This is a genomic window from Glycomyces halotolerans (assembly GCF_054779575.1).
In genome coordinates, this window is record NZ_BAAGXZ010000003.1 from 72,767 (window position 1) to 90,040 (window position 17,274).

Genomic DNA, 17,274 nt, shown 5'->3' on the forward strand with positions numbered 1-17,274 from the left:
TTCAGGCGCCGCCGCTCGCCGAGGACGCCTTGCCGGCGTCCTCGGCGAGTCGCCTCTCATGCTGTTCCAGCGCCTTGTCCCAGAGCCGGTCGATCTCGCCGGCGTCGAGGCCGAGTCCGAAGAAGCCGGTGAGCAGTTCGCCGAAGTCCTCGCGGTTCGCGATGACGCTCGCGGTCCTGCCTTCGCGGAGCGTCGGGTCGTGGACGCTGAGCGTCCGGCCTCGCAGCAGGTGCACCGTCTCGGCGCCGGGCCGTTGGACGGTGAGTGTCTTGACGAAAGGGGACTCCGGCGATGTGGACAGCTCGCGGCATTTGGGCGCGAACTCCTCGATGCGGCGCCGCTCCAAGGTGAAGTCGAACGACAGGTCCTGAATGCGCGGATCGATAGAGCACCGCCACAGGTCGGCCTCGACGTTCCACATGCCGAAGTTGAACTTGCCGACCCGGTGGCTGCCCTCGCGCATCGGCAGCGGGTCGCGGAAGCCGACGCCCAGTCCCGCGTCGGCGAGGTACTCGCCCTCAGGCAGCGAGACGATGAGCGGCATGTGGTTGTACCAGTTGCCGTCGCCTTCGGTCTCGCGGGCGACGGCGCCGAGGACGCGCCGCACCGTGAAGCCCATGGCCTCCAGCGCCAGCGCCAGCACGTGGTTCTGCTCGAAGCAGTACCCGCCTCTGCGACCGGCGACGATCTTCTCGAACAGCGCCGCCTCCGACAGCCGGACCGGGCGTCCGAGCTGGATCTCGAGGTTCTCGTAGGGGACCGAGTCGACGTGGGCGCGGTGGACGTCGAACAGCGCGCCGAGCGTGGGACGCCTCGGCTCGGCGAGCCCGATCCGCTCGAGGTAGGAGGCGAGCTGTGCAGAGGTGAACACCCCTAGACCCTAGCTCGGCGGTGTCCGACGGGTGTCGCAACCGCAGGATGGACTCACCCGTGTATCGAGACCCGTTGCGGGGGTGTGGCATAGTCGCAGCAGCCTCCCCGGAACCGCCCTGTAGAAGGAGACCCCCACTATGGTCATGGGCCCGACCCACGCCATGTCCGGCGCCGCCCTGTGGCTCGCCGGATCTGCCGTCGCCGACCTCGCGTTCGGCCTCGACCAGTCCTCAGCCGAGCTCGTCGTCGGCGCCATCGCCGCCTCGGGCGCGGCCCTCTACCCCGACATCGACTGCGCCGGCAAAGTGACCGAGAACAAGGGCGGTTCCACAGTGGCCCGCTCGTTCGGCGTCGTCTCGCTCTTCGTCGCCGAGTGCGTCGAACGACTCTGCTACTGGTTCTACCTCCTCACCAAGTCCAAGAAGGACAAGAAGCGCAAGAACGGCCATAGGACCTTCACGCACACGGCGGTCCACGCCGGACTGGTCGGCGTCGGCACCGGCTTCCTCGCCGCGGAGTTCGGCAAACCGGCGGTGATCGCGATCCTGTTCGTCCTCACCGGACTCGCGGTGCGCGGGCTGCTGCCGTCCGCGGTCAACAAGAAGGGCTGGATCATCACCACGGCCGCCGCCCTGGCGTGCTCGTACGGGATGTACCACCTGCTGCCGGAGAACCGCGGGTACTGGATCCTCGGCCTGGCCATGGGCATCGGCTGCTTCATCCACGTCCTCGGCGACATGATCACCAAGATGGGCTCGCCGCTGCTGTTCCCGATCCCGATCAAGAAGCGCCGCTGGCACGACATCGGACTGCCCAACAACATCGCCCTCCGCGCCGGCGGCAAGGGCGAGAACCGGATCCTGTTGCCGATCCTCACCGGCGTGGTGGTCCTCGGCATGTTCTACAACCTGCCCGAGGTCCAGGATCTGCTCTTCGGCGAGACGCTGACCAAGACAGCGGAGGACGCGGGGACCGCGAGGTAGACTCGTCCGGTTGCCGGCGTCGCCCGCTCTCGCGCTCGACGCCGGCCGGTCAGCATGCCCAGCGCGCACCCGGGTGAGGGAAATCCATGTCCGAAGGCCGAACCGACGCCGCCTCCAAGCTCGACAACGGCGCCGCGCCGCTCACCGGCCTGCTCGACGCGATCGCGGCCTCGCCCAAGATGGCCCGCATCGCCGAGCTGGCCGCGTCCTCCGAGCGGCCCGTCGACGTCGTCGCCGTGCCCGGAGCCCGGCCGCCCGCCATCGCCCAGGCCGCCCGCCACGCCCCCGGACCGGTCCTGGCCGTCACCGCCACCTCCCGCGAGGCCGAGGAGCTGACCGACGCGCTCGCCTCGTTCATCCCCGAGGCCGACATCGCCCTCTACCCGGCCTGGGAGACCCTCCCGCACGAGCGGCTCTCACCGCGCTCGGACACCGTCGGCGCCCGCTTGGAGCTGCTGCACCGCATCCACTCCGGCGAGGTGCCGCGAGCCATCGTCACCCCGGTGCGCGGCGCGCTCCAGCCCCAGCTCAAAGGTCTCGGCTCGCTCGAGCCGATCCGCCTGCGCCGCGGCGACGAGATCGACCTGACCGAGCTGAGCGAGCGGCTGCTGGCCCTCGCCTACGAGCGGGTCGACCTGGTCGAGAAGCGCGGCGAGTTCGCCGTGCGCGGCGGCATCCTCGACGTCTTCCCGCCCACCGCGCAGCACCCGCTGCGCCTGGAGTTCTTCGGCGACGAGGTCGACGCGATCCGCGAGTTCTCCGTGGCCGACCAGCGCTCGCTGGACCCGGCCGAGGAGCTGCGCGCCGTCGCCTGCCGGGAGCTGCTGCTCACCGACCAAGTGCGCGCCAAGGCCGCCGAGCTGGCCGAGTCCCACCCGGGGCTGGCCGACATGTGCGCCAAACTCAGCGAGGGCATCCCCGTCGAAGGGATGGAATCGCTCATGCCGGCCCTGGTCGGGGCCGACAACCTCGAGCTGTTCAGCGAGACCCTCCCGGCCGACACGCTCGTGGTCGCCATCGAGCCCGAACGCATCCGCAGCCGCGCGGTCGACCTGGTGGCCACCTCGAACGAGTTCCTCGCCGCCTCCTGGGCGGCCGCGGCCGCCGGAGCCGAGGCCCCGGTCGACCTGGACGCCGGCATCTTCCGCGAGCTGGCCGACGCGCGCGTGACCGCCCTGAACGCCGGCCAGCGCTGGTGGACGGTCTCCCCGTTCGCCGCCGCCCCGGAGGAGGACCCGGTCGCGGCCGAGCTGGCCGCCATCACCGGCGAAGGCCCGGGCGGGGACGTGGCCGACGACGCGGTCACCGTCGACCTCGGCATCAGCGACGCTCCCCGCTACCACGGCGACGCGGCCCGCCTCACGGCCGACATGAAGACCTGGTCGCAGTCCGGGCGAGCCGTCGCCGTCGTCTACCCGGCGCTCGGCGGCGCCGAGCGGGCCGCCGAGCAGCTGCGCGGCGCCGGCATCGGCGCCCACCTGGCCGAGCGGCCCGAGACGTTCGAGGGCGGTGAGGTCACCGCCTGCGTCGGCACGCTGACGGTCGGCTTCGTCGACGAGGCGTCCGGCATCGTGGCCGTCACCGCCGCCGACATCGCCGGCGGCAAGGCCCTGGCCGCCCAGCGACCCCGCAAAGGCAAGGCCACCAAGCGGCGCGGCCGGGTCGACCCGCTGGAGCTGAGCCCCGGCGACTACGTCGTGCACGACTCCCACGGGGTCGGCAAGTACGTCGAGATGGTGCGGCGCAACATCGGCGGCGCCGAGCGCGAGTACCTGGTGATCGAGTACGCCCCGTCCAAGCGCGGCCAGCCGGGGGACCGGCTGTTCGTGCCGACCGACTCGCTGGACCAGCTGACGCGGTACGTCGGCGGCGAGCAGCCGAGCATCCACAAGCTCGGCGGCGCCGACTGGCAGAAGACCAAGCGCCGCGCGCGCAAGGCCGTCCGCGAGATCGCCGCCGAGCTCATCGGGCTCTACGCGGCCCGCCAGGCCGCCGAGGGCCACGCCTTCAGCCCCGACACGCCGTGGCAACGCGAGCTGGAGGACTCCTTCCCGTACGTGGAGACGCCCGACCAGTACTCGGCGATCATCGACACCAAGCAGGACATGGAGTCCCGGGTGCCGATGGACCGCCTGGTGATGGGCGATGTCGGCTACGGCAAGACCGAGGTGGCCGTTCGCGCCGCGTTCAAGGCCGTGCAGGACGGCAAGCAGGTGGCCGTGCTCGTCCCCACCACGCTGCTGGCGAGCCAGCACTACAACACCTTCATCGAGCGCATGGGCCAGTTCCCGGTGCGCATCAAGCAGCTCTCGCGCTTCCAGTCCGCTCGCGAGGCCGCCGCGATCCAGAAGGGCATCGCCGACGGCGAGGTCGACATCCTGGTGGGGACGCACCGCCTCCTCCAGGCGGAGACCCGCTTCAAGGACCTCGGACTCATCGTCGTCGACGAGGAGCAGCGCTTCGGCGTGGAGCACAAGGAGAAGCTCAAGGCCCTCCGGGCCTCGGTGGACGTGCTGACCATGTCGGCCACGCCGATCCCCAGGACGCTGGAGATGGCGGTGACCGGCATCCGGGAGATGTCCACGATCGCCACGCCTCCCGAGGAGCGCCACCCGGTGCTGACGTATGTGGGCGCCTGGGAGTCCAAACAGGTCGCCGCCGCGATCCGCCGCGAGCTGCTGCGCGACGGACAGGTCTTCTACCTCCACAACCGCGTCGAGTCGATCGACCGCGCCGCGACCCGGCTCCGCGAGCTCATTCCCGAGGCCCGCGTGGCGGTCGCCCACGGCAAGATGGGCGAAGGCCAGCTCGAGAAGATCATGCAGGGCTTCTGGGAGGGCGAGTTCGACGTGCTCGTCTCGACCACGATCATCGAGTCCGGCATCGACATCCCGAACGCGAACACCCTCATCGTCGAGCGCGCCGACCTGCTGGGCCTCTCGCAGCTCCACCAGATCCGAGGCCGCGTGGGCCGAAGCCGCGACCGCGCCTACGCCTATTTCCTGTACCCGCCCGAGCAGCCGCTCTCGGAGACCGCCCACGAGCGCCTGGCCACGATCGCCCAGCACGCCGAGCTCGGCGCGGGCATGTACGTGGCGATGAAGGACCTCGAGATCCGCGGCGCCGGCAACCTCCTGGGCGCCGAGCAGTCCGGCCACATCGCCGACGTCGGCTTCGACCTCTATCTGCGCATGGTCGGCGAGGCGGTCACGGCGTTCAAAGGCGGCGGCGAGGAGCCCCCGCCGCCGGTCAAGGTCGAGCTGCCGCTGGACGCCAACGTCCCGGTCGACTACATCGAGGTCGAGCGCCTCCGCCTGGAGATGTACCGCAAGATCTCCGAGGTCCACGACGAGGCCGAGCTCGACGGGGTCCGCGAGGAGATGGAGGACCGCTACGGCCCGGCGCCCGAGCAGGTCCAGAACCTCCTCCACCTGGCCCGGTTCCGGCTGCTGGCGCGCCGCCACGGCCTGACCGACGTCACGCTCCAGGGCCGGAACCTGCGCCTGTCCCCGGTGGAGCTGCCCGACTCCAAGCAGATGCGCCTGCGGCGCCACTACCCCGAGGCGAACTTCAAGGCCCAGGCCCGGCTCATCAGCGTCTCCAGGCCCACCACCTCCCGCATCGGCGGCAAGCCCCTCGAGGGCCTGGCGCTGCTGCAGTGGTGCGCCGACCTCATCACCGACGTCGTCCCGGAGGCGGCGCCGGCGGCGTGACCGGGCAGGAGCGTGGGCGGATGGCGACCGGCACCCGCTTGCGACTAACCTCACAGAGGCAGTTGTGCGAGTGGAAGGGAAGCAAAGTGCGCATAGGGAAACTGGCCGGTGCCGCGGCGGTGGCGCTGGGAGCGCTGACGGCGTGCGGCAGCCTGCAGGGCACGGCGGTGTTCGTCGGCGACGAGCGGGTCTCCGAGGCCACGCTCGACGGCTTCGTCGACGACTCGGTCTCGCGGTCCCTCGACCAGGGCTCGACCATGGCCGAGATCGACTACTCGCAGAACCGGGAGGCCGCGGTGCTGTGCGTGGTCCTCGTCGAGCTCGGCGAAGCGCTCGACCTGGAGGCCGCCGACACCGGGCAGGCGGTCAGCGACCTCGACGAGCAGTGCCTCCTCGCCCAGGGCTACCTGACCGCGATCGGTCAGGAGGTCGAGCCCCGCGAACTCGACGAAGCACAGCACGCCCAGCTGCGCGATCTCGGATTCGGCTTCGAAGAACTGCCGCGCGAGAACCAGGTGGACCTGATGAACCGGGCGGGCCTGGTCGCCGAACTCCAGGGATACATCGACGAGTACGACGTCCGCGTGAACCCCCGCTACGGCGTCGACTCCCTCAACCTCTCCCCTGAGGGCCTCGAAGGCATGTTCGTGGTGGAGATCCCGCAGCGTTGACCACCGTCGTCTGGCTCCTGACCTCGCCGCGCATCCCCGCCGGGCTGCTCACCGTCGAGGCATGGGACGCCCTCCACGAGGCCGAGGCGGTCGCGGCCGCCGACGACTCGCCCACCGTCCAGGCGGTCAGAGACGCCGGCATCGAAGTCGAGCTCCGCGACGACGCCGAGGCCTTCCTCGAAGCGGGAGGCGTCTGGATCGTCGGCGACGACGGCGACGAGGAACTCCGCGAGACGCTGGCCCGGCACGTGGCCGACGGCGACATCGAACTCGAGGTCGTCTACGGGTCCTGGGACCCGCCCGGCGCCCGCCTGCTCGACCTCGTCGCGGCCGTCGACCGGCTCCACGCCGACGAGGGCGGCTGCCCCTGGCACCGCGAGCAGACCCACGCCTCACTCGGCCCGTACCTGCTCGAGGAGTCCTACGAGGTCCTCGACGCCATCGCCGCCGGCGACCCCGCCGAACTCGAAGAGGAACTCGGCGACCTACTGTTCCAGCCGGTCCTGCACGCCCGCCTCGCGGCCGGACGCGACGAGTTCGACATCGACGACGTCGCCGGCGCCGTGGTCGACAAGATCATCCGCCGCCACCCGCACGTGTGGGGCGACGCCGATCCCGACCGCCTCTACGAGCACTGGCACACGGCCAAGGCCGCCGAGAAGCCCGACCGCGAGCACCCCGCCGACGGCCTGTCCCGGCGGCTCCCCTCGCTCGCGCTCGCCTCGAAGGTCATCGACCGCTTCGCCGACGCCGGCGTGCCGCTGGAACTGCCGCGCCTGCCCGACGGACTCGCCCCCGAGGCCAGTGAGGTCGGCGACTTCCTGCTGGCGGCGGTGGCCGCCGCCATAGCCGCGGGCGTCGAGCCCGAGCTCGCGCTCCGCCGCTCACTCATCGAGAAAGCGGGCCTTGACCAGGCCGAACAATGACCGGCAGATGAATCTCGCAGGAGAGAGTTCACCACAAAGTAACGCATCTGACTTAACGGTACCGTTCGGCTCGGCTTAACAATGCGGCCGATCTTTGCTACCGTTGTGCTCATGCCACCCGGTGACGCAAGTGATTCAGGTTCCAAGGAGCCTGCCACCCAGGTCCAAGGTACGAAGGTCCACGGAGCGGAGGAGCCCACCTTCGGGCCTCCAACGGCCTCCGAAGGATCGCAGTTGTGGGACCTCGCCCGCGAGGCGGGGAACCTCGACGTCAACAGCAGGTACGCCTACCTGCTGTGGTGCCGCGACTTCGCGGACACCTCCGTTGTCGCCCGCGACGCCGAAGGGCGTGTGGCGGGCTTCATCACGGGCTACCGGAGGCCCAGCGCACCCGACACGTACTTCACGTGGCAGGTCGCGGTCTCCCCTGGGTTCCGTCGCCGGGGCTTGGCGCGGCGCATGCTCGACCACGTGGTCGGGGCTCTGCGCCCCCATGGGGTTCGCTTCGTGGAGACGACAGTGACTCCGGACAATAAAGCGTCCATGCGTCTGTTCGAGTCGTTCGCCGATGCGAATGATGCGACACTGACCAAGGACGTGCTGTTCTCTGAGCAGGAGCTCGGTTCCGGCCACGAGCCGGAGGTGCTCCATCGGATCGGACCGCTCGACGGGCCGATCGATGGACACAGTGGTCCAACGCAGGACTGAGCCCGGCCCTACCCTGGCACCGACAAGCGCCGGCCCGGGTATGCGCCCTGCGGTCAGACCGCGGGGAAGCGGAGAGCAGCCAATCAGGCCGACCAAAAGAGACAATGCAGGTTTTCGAAAAGGTCGAATCAGAAGTCCGTTCGTACTGCCGCAGCTGGCCGACGGTGTTCACCACCGCGCGGGGCAGCCGGCTCAACGATGAATCCGGAAAGTCGTACATCGACTTCTTCGCCGGGGCGGGGTCGCTCAACTACGGCCACAACCACCCGGTGCTCAAGGAGGCGCTCCTTTCCTATCTCGCCGACGACAACGTGATCCACTCGCTGGACACGTACACGGTCGCCAAGCGGGACTTCCTCAAAACCTTCGACGAGACGATCCTCCAGCCGAGAGATCTCGACTACAAGGTGCAGTTCCCCGGCCCGGCCGGGAACAACGCGGTCGAGGCCGCCCTCAAGCTCGCCCGGAAGTACACCGGCAGGGAGACCATCATCTCCTTCACCAACGGCTTCCACGGCATGACGCTGGGCGCGCTGGCGGTCACGGGCAACTCCATGAAGCGCGGAGGCGCGGGCGTACCGCTGAACAACGCGTACACCATGCCCTTCGACAACTACATGGACGGGCAGACGCCCGACTTCCTGTGGCTGCGGAGTCTGCTCGAGGACTCGGGCTCCGGCCTGGACCAGCCCGCGGCGGTCATCGTCGAGACCGTCCAGGGCGAAGGCGGCATCAACGTCGCCTCCTCCGAGTGGCTGCGCGGGCTCCAAGAGGTCTGCCACGAGCACGACATGCTGTTCATCGTCGACGACATCCAGATGGGCTGCGGACGCACCGGGCCGTTCTTCTCGTTCGAGCGCGCCGGGATCAAACCCGACATCGTGACGCTGTCCAAGTCGCTGTCGGGTCTGGGCCTGCCGTTCGCGGTCACGCTCATGAAGTCCGAGCTCGACGTGTGGGAGCCGGGCGAGCACAACGGCACCTTCCGCGGCTTCGCGCCCGCCTTCGCGACCGCCACCGCCGCTCTCGAGCACTTCTGGAGCGACGACGAGTTCACCAAGGCCGTCGATGTGAAGGCCGAGTGGCTCGACAGCGAGCTCAAGAGCATCGTCGAGGCGCACCCGGAGCTGAACCTGTCGACCCGTGGCCGCGGTCTGGCCCGCGGACTGGTCTTCGAGCGGGCGGAGCTCGCCGGCAAGACCTGCAAGGAGGCGTTCGGCAACGGTCTGCTCATGGAGACCTCCGGCGCCGAGGACGAGGTCGTCAAGTTCCTGCCTCCGCTCAATACGTCCTACGAAGACTTCGAAGAGGGCATCGCGATCCTGCGCGACGCCGTCAAGACCATTGCGAAGGAGCACGCATGATCGTCCGCAGGCTCTCCGACCTCGTCGGAACCGAGTTCGACATCGAGGGCCACGACCGCGACAAGGCCAAGGGCACCTGGCGCTCCAGGCGCCTGCTCCTGGCCAGGGACAGGGTCGGCTTTTCAATGCATGACACGGTCCTGTTCGCGGGCACGTCGACGACCATGCAGTACTCGAACCACACCGAGGCGGTCTACGTCATCGAGGGCAACGGGAAGCTCCATGACCACGGGACCGGCGACGTCCATGAGCTCTCACCGGGAACCATGTACCTGCTGAACGGCGGGGAGCAGCACACGCTCGTCGCAGAGACCGACGTGCGCTGCGTGTGCGTCTTCAACCCCCCGGTGACCGGAAGGGAGGTCCACGACGAAAACGGTGTCTACCCCCTGTTGACCGAAGACGACGACTGATGAAGGAGTGAGGAACCATGTCACCCCGCGACATCTATCCGACGCGGGTCGCCAAGGAGCCGCAGCTGATCTACCGCAACGAGGACCCGACCGTCTGGGGCAAGCCCGACGACGGCCCCCTCTCGGCGGAGCAGCTCGACGCTCATGAGGCGAACGGATTCACCGACATCGCCCAGCTGCTGGAGCCCGAGAAGCTCGAGGCGGCGCAAGAGGAGCTGCACCGGCTGCTGCAGGACTCCTCGCTGGACGGCGACGAGCGGGTGATCCGGGAGAAAGACTCCAAAGAAGTCCGTTCGGTATTCGAAGTTCACAAGATCTCGGATTTCTTCGCCGAGCTGCTCCGCGACGAGCGGATCGCCGGAACCGCGCGCCAGATCCTGGGATCGGACGTCTACATCCACCAGAGCCGGGTGAACTACAAGCCCGGATTCGGTGGCAATCCGTTCTACTGGCACTCCGATTTCGAGACCTGGCACGCCGAGGACGGCATGCCCAGGATGCGAGCGGTGAGTCTCTCTCTGGCGTTGACCGAGAACTTCCACTACAACGGTTCGCTCATGATCATGCCCGGATCGCACCAGACCTTCGTGTCATGCGTGGGCGAGACGCCCGACGACTACTACAAGTCGTCGCTCAAGCAGCAGGAGATCGGCACGCCCGACCAGACCTCGCTGCGGCTGCTGGCCGACAAGCACGGCATCAAGCAGTTCACCGGCGCCGCCGGCTCTGCGATCTGGTTCGACAGCAACTGCATGCACGGCTCGAACGGCAACATCACGCCGTTCCCGCGCTCGAACCTGTTCATCGTGTTCAACAGCGTGGAGAACGCGCTCGAAGCGCCCTTCGGCGCGAAGGAACCAAGGCCTGAGTTCCTCGGCTCCCGCGACTGGGAAGTGCTGCGCTAGCGAGCCCTAGCCTGTAGCAAAGCGCCGCGGCCCCGACTGGAAAGTCGGGGCCGCGGCGCTTTTCCGTATATCCTATAGGATGCGGTTCCGCCTTGACGGTGACGGAACCGCATCGTTCGTCCTATCCGGCCGGGACGACCGGCCGCGCGTCCTCGTCGTAGACCGGCGCCGGCATCGCCGCCGCGATCTCGGTCACCTGCTCCAGGTCGAGGCCGATGTCGCCCTGGTAGGACAGCCAGATGCCGACCGCCCAGCCGTCCGGGTCGAACACGATCACCTCGTATTCGGTCTCGGTGTAGGCCCAGTCGGCGGGCTCGCCCTCCAACGGCTCGTACTCGGTGACCATTTCACTTCGGGCCACGCGCCGACCGTCGACCTCGGTCTCGTCGCAGACGTCGTCGTACTCGTCGTTGGCCCGGCACACCAGGAGGTACGGCTCCCCGCGGTTGCCGACCTCGCCGTACCCGGGGATCCAGCCGCCGGGCAGGTAATACCGCATCGTGTAGTAGACCGGGCCGGTGGACGCGTCGACCGTGGTCTCGAACGGCAGGGTGCCGCTGAACCCGTAGGAGCGCTCGCCGATCTCACCGCGACCGAGCGGCGCCAGGTCGATGGCCGTGCCGTCTCCGACCGTGCTGCCGGGCATGACCTCGGAGAGCGCCTCGCGTGCCAGATCCGTGGTGGCCTGTGCGTCGCCGGCCGCCTCGGCCTCCCACTCGGGGTCGTAGGGCCATCCGGCCGGGACCTCCCAGAGCACGCCGATCGGAGCGAGCTCGCCGGTTTCGAAGTCGATCTCGGGCATCGACAGCACCGCGTCGGTGAGCACGCCGAGATCGACCGGGTAGGTCCGTCCCGTGCAGTCCACGTCCCAGGAGACCTTCAGCGCCGACCCGTTCGGGTAGACCACCGCCAGGTCGTAGGCGCAGCCGTGGTCGGCGACCATGACAGTGCGCCCGTCCTCGAGCTCGGTCGCATCGAACTCGGGTGCCCGGTCGGTGTAGCGGGCGCCGTCGCTGATGAGGTGCTGCGGGAAGACATGCTGGGTCACCGGCCCGGGTTCGGCGGTCCAGCCTCCCGGCAGGACGGCCGCGATGCTGAAGGTGGGCCGGAGCCGGCCGTCGACCTCGTCGGCGAGTCCGGTCTGGTATTGGCGCAGGTAGACCTGGCCTTCGTTGCCGGGATACTGCTCGGCTCTGAACCGCAGCGGCGACGGGTCTCCGGCAAGGAAGCTCACGGCCTCGTCCTCGGTGACGTCCAACTCCTCCATCAGCGCCCGGACCTCCTCCTCCGAGGGAGTGGACGTCTCGAAGACCTCGGCCTCCGCCAGCCCGGCCTCGATCAGCAGGCCGCTGAACGCCGCCGTCGCCGCCTCCTCGAGCGCGGCCGACTCCTCGTCGGAGCCCCACTGGTCGTACAGGGAGTGCGGATATCCGGCCATGGCCGGATCGGTGACCTCCTCGGCGGGATCCTCCTCGGGCGGCGCGTCGGCGGTCTCGGCGTCGTCGGCAGGCGCCGGTTCGGTGCCCGGCGAGAGCGTCAGGACCAGCGCGACCGCGCTCACCGCCGCGACCACGCCCGCCGCGGCGGCGGCGCCGACGGCGATCCTGCCGCGGCGCCGCAGGCGGCGCCCGCCCTCGACGATCCGGTCGAGGTCGAATTCGGATGGAGGCTGTGCCTCAGGCGTGGCTTCGCGAAGTGACCGGGCGATATGGGGATCCTCGTGCATGGCGGTGTCACCTTCCCTGGTATTCGGGCTGCGGCGTCGCGGGCAGGAGTTTCCGCAACGCCCGGATGGCCTTGGATGACTGGCTCTTCACCGTTCCGATCGAGCACCGCATGACCGCGGCGGTCTCCTCGACCGTCAGCTGCTCGCAGTACCGCAGGACGATCGTGGCGCGCTGCTTCGCCGGCAGGCGCTCCAGCGCGGCGAGGACCTCCATCCTGGTGTCGACCGCCGATTGCGGACTGCCCTGCACCGCGGGCTCGGGGAGTTGCGCGGTCGTCCGTTCTCGACGCACCCAGCCGCGGCGCAGATGGGACAGGTACGTGTTGGTGACGATCTTCCTGGCGTAGGACACGGCGCCGTCGGGCTCGATGCGGTGCCAGGCGGGGAAGAGCTTGGTCAGCGACTTCTGGACGATGTCGTCGGCCTCGTGCCAGTCGCCGCACAGCATGTACGCGTAGCGGCGCAGGCCGTCGCGCTGGTCCAGGGCGAAGGATCTGAAGGCGGCTTCGTCGCTGTCATTCCTCACGGGGGCTCTCTCTCGGCGGTTCGGGTTGCACGGTCGGCCTGGTTTTCGCCATGCGAGGCGGGGGCGGCCCGCAAAGATCAATACGCGGGCGAAGCGGCCTGGGTTGTCCGGAGAACGAGGATTTCTCGAGCCCGCCGGAGGCGTCAGGGGCCTCTCGGTGGCCGTGGCCGACCCCGTAGCGTGCCGGCCGCGCCGCGCCCGGCCTCAGGTCGGACACGCCTCCGCGGCCGAGTGGCCGCTGTCACGGGAGCCCGTTTGCGGAGCCGTGAGCCGATCCGGTAACCTTGTTCCGCGTCGGCGCGACGAGCTTCGGAGCGTCCGAGCACCATTGGGGTATGGTGTAATTGGCAACACGGCTGATTCTGGTTCAGTTGTTCTTGGTTCGAGTCCAGGTACCCCAGCCAAACTTTTCTTATCCGAACACGCGGCCCGGAAACCGGGCCGTTTCGTGTTTTTCTGGGTAGTTTCGCCGGGCTCCGCCGGACCGCGAGTCATCTCCACCAGCGGTGCCAGTGGTGCGGCCACCTGATCGTCAACGACCGTCGGCTCACGGCCGCCCTCGTCGGCCACAACATAGAGCCGTCCAAAGAAGGCGGTGTGAACCGCCTTGTGGTGACTCTCGGGAACCGTCCGCAGGAACCGGCGAGGATCGTCCAACAGCTCCAGGACCAGCTCCACCGCCTCGCGAGCCTTCTCGAAGTCCCCGACACCGACCTGCTCAAGTCGCTCAGCGATCCCTGCGAGCCGGTCCCGAAGGTCGCGCATCTTCTCGTTCAACCGCTCCTGCGGCCAGTCGGGATCGCCGACCAACTCCAATAGGTGATCCTGCTTGGCTTCCAGCCGCTTCCGCTCAGCGGTCAGCCGCGCTCGAATGTCGTCGTTGAACTGCTGCTTCGTCTCAAGCATCTGATCCAGTGATTCCCGAAGCGTCGTGGCCAGCGCTGGCGGGACCCGAAGCGTCTCGTAGTGGGCCGCGACCTCCGTTTCCATCTTGGCGACGGGTACCCGTGGTGTCGGGCAGCGCTTCCCGGCTCTGCCGCTGCAAAGGAAGTACGAGTAGGCGATGCCTCGTCGGTTCTTGACCGTGTCGAGATAGAAGCGGGTGTCGCAGTGTCGGCACCACAGGATTCCCTTGAGCGGATGGTCGTGGACGCGCTTGCGGGTCCCGGCGTTGTTCTGGCGCAGCACATCCTGGACCCGGTCGAACAACTCCTGCGAGACCAGCGGAGTATGCCGGCCCTGGTGCTCGACGCCCTTATAGGTCAGGCGGCCCAGGTAGTAGCGGTTCCGCAGGATGCTGCCGAGCGTGTACATCGGCAGCTCGCGGCCTGCTGGGCAGTTCTTGGTCGGGCGCGTCCGCAGACCTGCCTCGGTCACGGCCCGCTGCAGCTCTCGGAACGAGTACCTGCCGGTGGCATACAGCTCGAACATCATGGTGACGAACGGCGCGCGCTCCTCGTCGACCGCCACTGTCCGTACTTCGCGGCCGTCGACCGTCTCGCCGACGTTTCGGTATCCGAGAGGGGCCTTCCCTGGTGTGCCGCCGTTGGCGGCCTTGGCGGCCATCTTGTAGGACACGTCCGCGCCTGACGCGCGCGATTGGTACTCGTTGACCCCGTCGAGGATCGAGGCCACCAGATCTCCGATGTAGCTGTCCTCGGTGTAGTCCATGATTGAGATCAACTGCACGCCGAGCTTCTTCAGCTCTCGCCTGGTGATCGCCGCGTCGGCGGTGTCGCGATGCATCCGCGAACGCGCGTAGACGACGATGGCGTCCACGTCGCGCTTGTTGCGCACCCGGGCCATCATCTCCTGGAACTTCGGCCGCCCGTCAACGCTGAGAGCTGAGCGTCCCGGCTCCACGTACTCGTCCACGACCTTCATGCCCAGCTCCTCGGCCTTCCGCAGGCACGCCTTGCGTTGGGCGGGGATGGAGTTCCCCTCGGGGTCGTAGTCGGTCTCCACCTGCCCGCGTGAAGAAACCCGCAGGTAAAGAACGGCCCCTTTAGCTCCTGCCGCCTTGCTCATGATCCGTCCGCCTTCCGATCGTCATGGTCCGTTCGACCTGCCGCTCGGCTCAACTCAGGGCGTTTGGGCTCCTCATCCTGAGCGGAGAACTCCAGTGCGATCTCAACGATCGTCGCGGCGATGAGCTGAACGTCAACGTCGTTGCGGAGTTCACCGGTGACGCGGACTCGAATGTCCTTGGTGCCCATCAGAGTCGCCACCCTTGTCCGGCGCGGCGGGCCGTGGAAAGGGTAGGCCAACTCCGCGTACCCATCAAGCCATGAGAAGTGCCCTCTACCTGGGCGAAGTGCGTTCGATTCGCACGAGTTGCCGGAGTGAGCTGCCGGGAGGGCGAGAGGGTTGGAATCGACCCCGGCCAGGGCAGCGCGGAAGTGAAAGTTGGGTGGAACGGCAAGTCAGATAGGTCCCACAGAGCATCAAGCAATCCAGACGGCCACTCACTTTACACGATTCGTCACAGGATGTCAATACTCGGCTACGATGCGCACTGCTGATGTTCGTGCCTCGCTCCTCTGAACAGGCTTTATGCAGGGGTCTAGCGATTGTGAGCGAGGGCGGCGAGTAGCCAGCGGGAAAGTGGGGCTTCGCCCAGCTCGGCCACATCCTTGACCCAGCGGGCCTCGGCAAGCTCTGGAGAGAGGAAGTAGTCAGGCGTCGTGGCGGTCGCAGTCAAGATCGTCAAGGTGTCGCGCTTGGCTTCGAGTGTGGTTGTCACGGTGTCGAGGACCGTGAAATGGCTGGGGGAGACGCAGAGGTCGAGCTCCTCCGCGATCTCCCGTGAGACCGCTTCTTCTGGAGTCTCACGAGATGGCTTGTATCCGCCGCCGGGGAGCGCCCAGCGGCGGGTGTCGGCGTAGGAGTGCCTGACTGTGAGGAACCTTCCGGAACCGTCAGGGTGGAGGAGGAGCGCTTTGACACCGAAGGTCTTCGGCTTGCGGATCTTCCACCAGAGCTGCACGACCGGCGAGGCTGCTCGGAGCACGGGCGCTGGGAGCCGGACTGGTTTCATTCGCTGATTATGACGGTCCGGAAGTTCGGATCGTCGTATCGGTAGCGCACCATCCGCCGCAGGCCCTTGAAGGGCTGGCGGGAGTGAATCATCGTTCGGTTGTTCACGATGAGCAGGTCGCCAGGCCGCCATTGATGAGCGATGACGAGCGCTTCCGTGACTGCGGCTTCGACAGCGGCGTACATGTCGGCCTCGGTCATGCCGGAAGGCAGAGGCCCCAGCACCGAGTTGGTCTCCAACGCCGAGCGGTACCGCAAGACAGGTCCATGCTGAGGATCGTCGGCGAGTAGCGGGTGCGTTGCGGTATTGGGGCGCCAGTGAGTCGCGTACGTGATGCTCACCTTGGTGAGTTCGGGACGACGAGAGGCCAGGGCATGAGCCGCGATTCGACCGTCGTAGAGACATGTCGCCCCGCCGGTCGCGGAAGCCTGAAGGCAACCCAGCGCGAAGTACTCGAGGAGTTCGGGGTCGGTGAGGTTCTCCGTGTGTCGCGGGAGCCAGTCCGGCGAGTCGTGGCTCTCCAGGACCTTTACACCCATCGATTTCGCCTCGACGTGCGCCGCGAAACTCGCCGCTGCGGTCGTCAGTGCGGCTTGACTCGGGTTGGTGCGAATGAGGGTGTAACCGCGGATGTTCAGGTCTTCGGAGAGGTCGTTGAGGGCGCGAGCGAGGGTGAGCATGCGGGACTCCTACTTCAGTTTCGGGGGAGGCTAGAAGTGGGCGCGGCGGGTTGGAGGAACAACGGTCAGCCGCCGCCGCGCCCCGTCTATCTGGGGTAGGGGCGGGGCGCGCCGCCCACCCGGCGGCCCCGCTGAAGGGAAAGGTCAAAGGCGGCCGTGCTCGGCCGCGCGGGTGAGGATCGCTTCGGATTGGAGCCGCCAGGTTCGTTTGCGGTCGTCGGGCGTTGACTTCCAGCCCGGCCGGGAGACCATGCCGCAGACGTGACCGTTCTCGTGGAGGAGGTCAGCGACCGGAGTCAGACCGCCGGTCACGTTGACCACGCTGAGGACCGCATGTTCACTAGCGGTCGTGGGCTCCAGAGCGAAGCGGAAGCCGTCGATGTCGAAGGTGCCGACCACGCTTGGCGGCAGTTCAACTTTGGGAGTCGGAGGCTGTCCGGCATGCCATCCCGCGACGAGCGAGGCGATGTGGCTGCGCTGCTGGGCCTTCCAAGCATCGGTCTGGTCGCGCCAAGGCTCGTCCCAGCAGACCGAGCGAACAACGCCTCCGCCGTGGAGCGCGTACCCGATCTTGACCGGATTCCCGTGATGGTCCAGCCAGATCGAGGCATAGCCAGTGGACCGGCGTGCCATGAGAGTGAGCCGGTTCCCCTTGCCCGTGAGCCATTCGCCCAGTACTTCAGGCTGGGATGATCGGCTCTTTACCTGGGGTTGAGCCATAGTGAGTCTCCTTTCGCCCGGTCGGATGG

At 68.0% G+C, this 17,274-nt stretch carries 16 protein-coding genes, 1 tRNA gene and 1 pseudogene; 10 read left to right on the plus strand and 8 right to left on the minus strand.

Translation table 11 applies throughout. From position 1 onward, the window contains the following. Nucleotide 1: 1 nt before the first annotated feature. The gene (locus tag ACYVL2_RS03790; protein WP_460540349.1) at nucleotides 2-871 is read right to left on the minus strand and encodes an arylamine N-acetyltransferase family protein; all 870 of its coding nucleotides are present in this window, start codon (nucleotides 869-871) and stop codon (nucleotides 2-4) included. A gap of 139 nt (nucleotides 872-1,010) precedes the next feature. On the opposite strand from ACYVL2_RS03790, the gene ACYVL2_RS03795 reads away from it, so the two are divergent. The 8 genes from ACYVL2_RS03795 (at nucleotide 1,011) to thpD (ending at nucleotide 10,556) form a co-directional block, all read left to right on the plus strand. Continuing rightward, complete coding sequence (locus ACYVL2_RS03795; RefSeq protein ID WP_460540351.1) at nucleotides 1,011-1,856, plus strand: metal-dependent hydrolase; 846 nt, start codon at nucleotides 1,011-1,013, stop codon at nucleotides 1,854-1,856. An 86-nt stretch (nucleotides 1,857-1,942) separates the two neighbouring features. Further along, on the plus strand, nucleotides 1,943-5,569 hold the full coding sequence (gene mfd / locus ACYVL2_RS03800) for a transcription-repair coupling factor (RefSeq protein ID WP_460540353.1): 3,627 nt from the start codon (nucleotides 1,943-1,945) through the stop codon (nucleotides 5,567-5,569). An 86-nt stretch (nucleotides 5,570-5,655) separates the two neighbouring features. Beyond that, entirely contained in the window at nucleotides 5,656-6,240 is a 585-nt protein-coding gene (locus ACYVL2_RS03805) for a hypothetical protein (RefSeq protein WP_460540354.1), read from the plus strand. Continuing rightward, nucleotides 6,237-7,166, plus strand: coding sequence for a MazG nucleotide pyrophosphohydrolase domain-containing protein (locus ACYVL2_RS03810; protein WP_460540357.1), 930 nt, complete (start codon nucleotides 6,237-6,239; stop codon nucleotides 7,164-7,166). The genes ACYVL2_RS03805 and ACYVL2_RS03810 overlap by 4 nt, the downstream gene beginning before the upstream one ends. 111 nt (nucleotides 7,167-7,277) lie before the next feature. Next, nucleotides 7,278-7,874: a diaminobutyrate acetyltransferase gene (ectA, locus tag ACYVL2_RS03815; protein WP_460540359.1), complete on the plus strand. Its 597-nt coding sequence runs from the start codon at nucleotides 7,278-7,280 to the stop codon at nucleotides 7,872-7,874. Nucleotides 7,875-7,978: 104 nt separating this feature from the next. Beyond that, a complete protein-coding gene (gene ectB / locus ACYVL2_RS03820) occupies nucleotides 7,979-9,238 on the plus strand; it encodes an aspartate aminotransferase family protein (RefSeq protein ID WP_460540361.1) in 1,260 nt (419 codons plus the stop codon). Then, nucleotides 9,235-9,651: an ectoine synthase gene (locus ACYVL2_RS03825; RefSeq protein WP_460540363.1), complete on the plus strand. Its 417-nt coding sequence runs from the start codon at nucleotides 9,235-9,237 to the stop codon at nucleotides 9,649-9,651. Before ectB ends, ACYVL2_RS03825 begins: the two co-directional genes overlap by 4 nt. Nucleotides 9,652-9,668: 17 nt before the next feature. Beyond that, nucleotides 9,669-10,556 carry a 2OG-Fe(II) oxygenase family protein gene (gene thpD / locus ACYVL2_RS03830; RefSeq protein ID WP_460540365.1) on the plus strand — a complete coding sequence of 296 codons (888 nt, stop codon included), beginning with the start codon at nucleotides 9,669-9,671 and terminating at the stop codon, nucleotides 10,554-10,556. Nucleotides 10,557-10,677: 121 nt separating this feature from the next. Here the strand turns inward: thpD and ACYVL2_RS03835 are convergent, their stop codons facing one another. After that, nucleotides 10,678-12,282 carry a hypothetical protein gene (locus tag ACYVL2_RS03835; protein ID WP_460540367.1) on the minus strand — a complete coding sequence of 535 codons (1,605 nt, stop codon included), beginning with the start codon at nucleotides 12,280-12,282 and terminating at the stop codon, nucleotides 10,678-10,680. Between the two features lie 7 nt (nucleotides 12,283-12,289). Then, nucleotides 12,290-12,808, minus strand: a complete 519-nt coding sequence (locus ACYVL2_RS03840; RefSeq protein ID WP_460540369.1) for a SigE family RNA polymerase sigma factor — start codon at nucleotides 12,806-12,808, stop codon at nucleotides 12,290-12,292. Between the two features lie 329 nt (nucleotides 12,809-13,137). On the opposite strand from ACYVL2_RS03840, the gene ACYVL2_RS03845 reads away from it, so the two are divergent. Together ACYVL2_RS03845 and ACYVL2_RS03850 are read left to right on the plus strand one after the other, a co-directional pair. Beyond that, nucleotides 13,138-13,212: transfer RNA gene (locus tag ACYVL2_RS03845), tRNA-Gln, on the plus strand. A 193-nt stretch (nucleotides 13,213-13,405) separates the two neighbouring features. Continuing rightward, nucleotides 13,406-13,627 (plus strand): hypothetical protein, encoded by a 222-nt coding sequence (locus tag ACYVL2_RS03850; protein ID WP_460540372.1) that lies wholly within the window; start codon nucleotides 13,406-13,408, stop codon nucleotides 13,625-13,627. A gap of 207 nt (nucleotides 13,628-13,834) precedes the next feature. On the opposite strand, the pseudogene ACYVL2_RS03855 reads toward ACYVL2_RS03850, so the two are convergent. From ACYVL2_RS03855 to ACYVL2_RS03875, 5 genes and pseudogenes are all read right to left on the minus strand, one after another. After that, a pseudogene (locus ACYVL2_RS03855) lies at nucleotides 13,835-14,836 on the minus strand (recombinase family protein); the annotation flags it as partial. Then, nucleotides 14,833-15,024: a hypothetical protein gene (locus ACYVL2_RS03860; protein ID WP_460540374.1), complete on the minus strand. Its 192-nt coding sequence runs from the start codon at nucleotides 15,022-15,024 to the stop codon at nucleotides 14,833-14,835. The gene ACYVL2_RS03860 and the pseudogene ACYVL2_RS03855, both read right to left, overlap by 4 nt. A 347-nt stretch (nucleotides 15,025-15,371) precedes the next feature. Continuing rightward, complete coding sequence (locus ACYVL2_RS03865) at nucleotides 15,372-15,845, minus strand: NUDIX domain-containing protein (protein WP_460540376.1); 474 nt, start codon at nucleotides 15,843-15,845, stop codon at nucleotides 15,372-15,374. Next, nucleotides 15,842-16,525 (minus strand): Fe(II)-2OG oxygenase family protein, encoded by a 684-nt coding sequence (locus ACYVL2_RS03870; protein WP_460540378.1) that lies wholly within the window; start codon nucleotides 16,523-16,525, stop codon nucleotides 15,842-15,844. The genes ACYVL2_RS03865 and ACYVL2_RS03870 overlap by 4 nt, the downstream gene beginning before the upstream one ends. Before the next feature lie 144 nt (nucleotides 16,526-16,669). Further along, the gene (locus ACYVL2_RS03875) at nucleotides 16,670-17,245 is read right to left on the minus strand and encodes a hypothetical protein (protein WP_460540380.1); all 576 of its coding nucleotides are present in this window, start codon (nucleotides 17,243-17,245) and stop codon (nucleotides 16,670-16,672) included. Between the last annotated feature and the right edge of the window lie 29 nt (nucleotides 17,246-17,274).

Coding starts and splice junctions, on each gene's coding strand:
- ACYVL2_RS03795 (WP_460540351.1), top strand. CDS start 1,011: ATGGTCATGGGCCCGACCCACGCCATGTCCGGCGCCGCCCTGTGGCTC.
- mfd (WP_460540353.1), top strand. CDS start 1,943: ATGTCCGAAGGCCGAACCGACGCCGCCTCCAAGCTCGACAACGGCGCC.
- ectA (WP_460540359.1), top strand. CDS start 7,278: ATGCCACCCGGTGACGCAAGTGATTCAGGTTCCAAGGAGCCTGCCACC.
- ectB (WP_460540361.1), top strand. CDS start 7,979: ATGCAGGTTTTCGAAAAGGTCGAATCAGAAGTCCGTTCGTACTGCCGC.
- ACYVL2_RS03825 (WP_460540363.1), top strand. CDS start 9,235: ATGATCGTCCGCAGGCTCTCCGACCTCGTCGGAACCGAGTTCGACATC.
- thpD (WP_460540365.1), top strand. CDS start 9,669: ATGTCACCCCGCGACATCTATCCGACGCGGGTCGCCAAGGAGCCGCAG.
- ACYVL2_RS03835 (WP_460540367.1), bottom strand. CDS start 12,282: ATGCACGAGGATCCCCATATCGCCCGGTCACTTCGCGAAGCCACGCCT.
- ACYVL2_RS03860 (WP_460540374.1), bottom strand. CDS start 15,024: ATGGGCACCAAGGACATTCGAGTCCGCGTCACCGGTGAACTCCGCAAC.
- ACYVL2_RS03865 (WP_460540376.1), bottom strand. CDS start 15,845: ATGAAACCAGTCCGGCTCCCAGCGCCCGTGCTCCGAGCAGCCTCGCCG.
- ACYVL2_RS03870 (WP_460540378.1), bottom strand. CDS start 16,525: ATGCTCACCCTCGCTCGCGCCCTCAACGACCTCTCCGAAGACCTGAAC.
- ACYVL2_RS03875 (WP_460540380.1), bottom strand. CDS start 17,245: ATGGCTCAACCCCAGGTAAAGAGCCGATCATCCCAGCCTGAAGTACTG.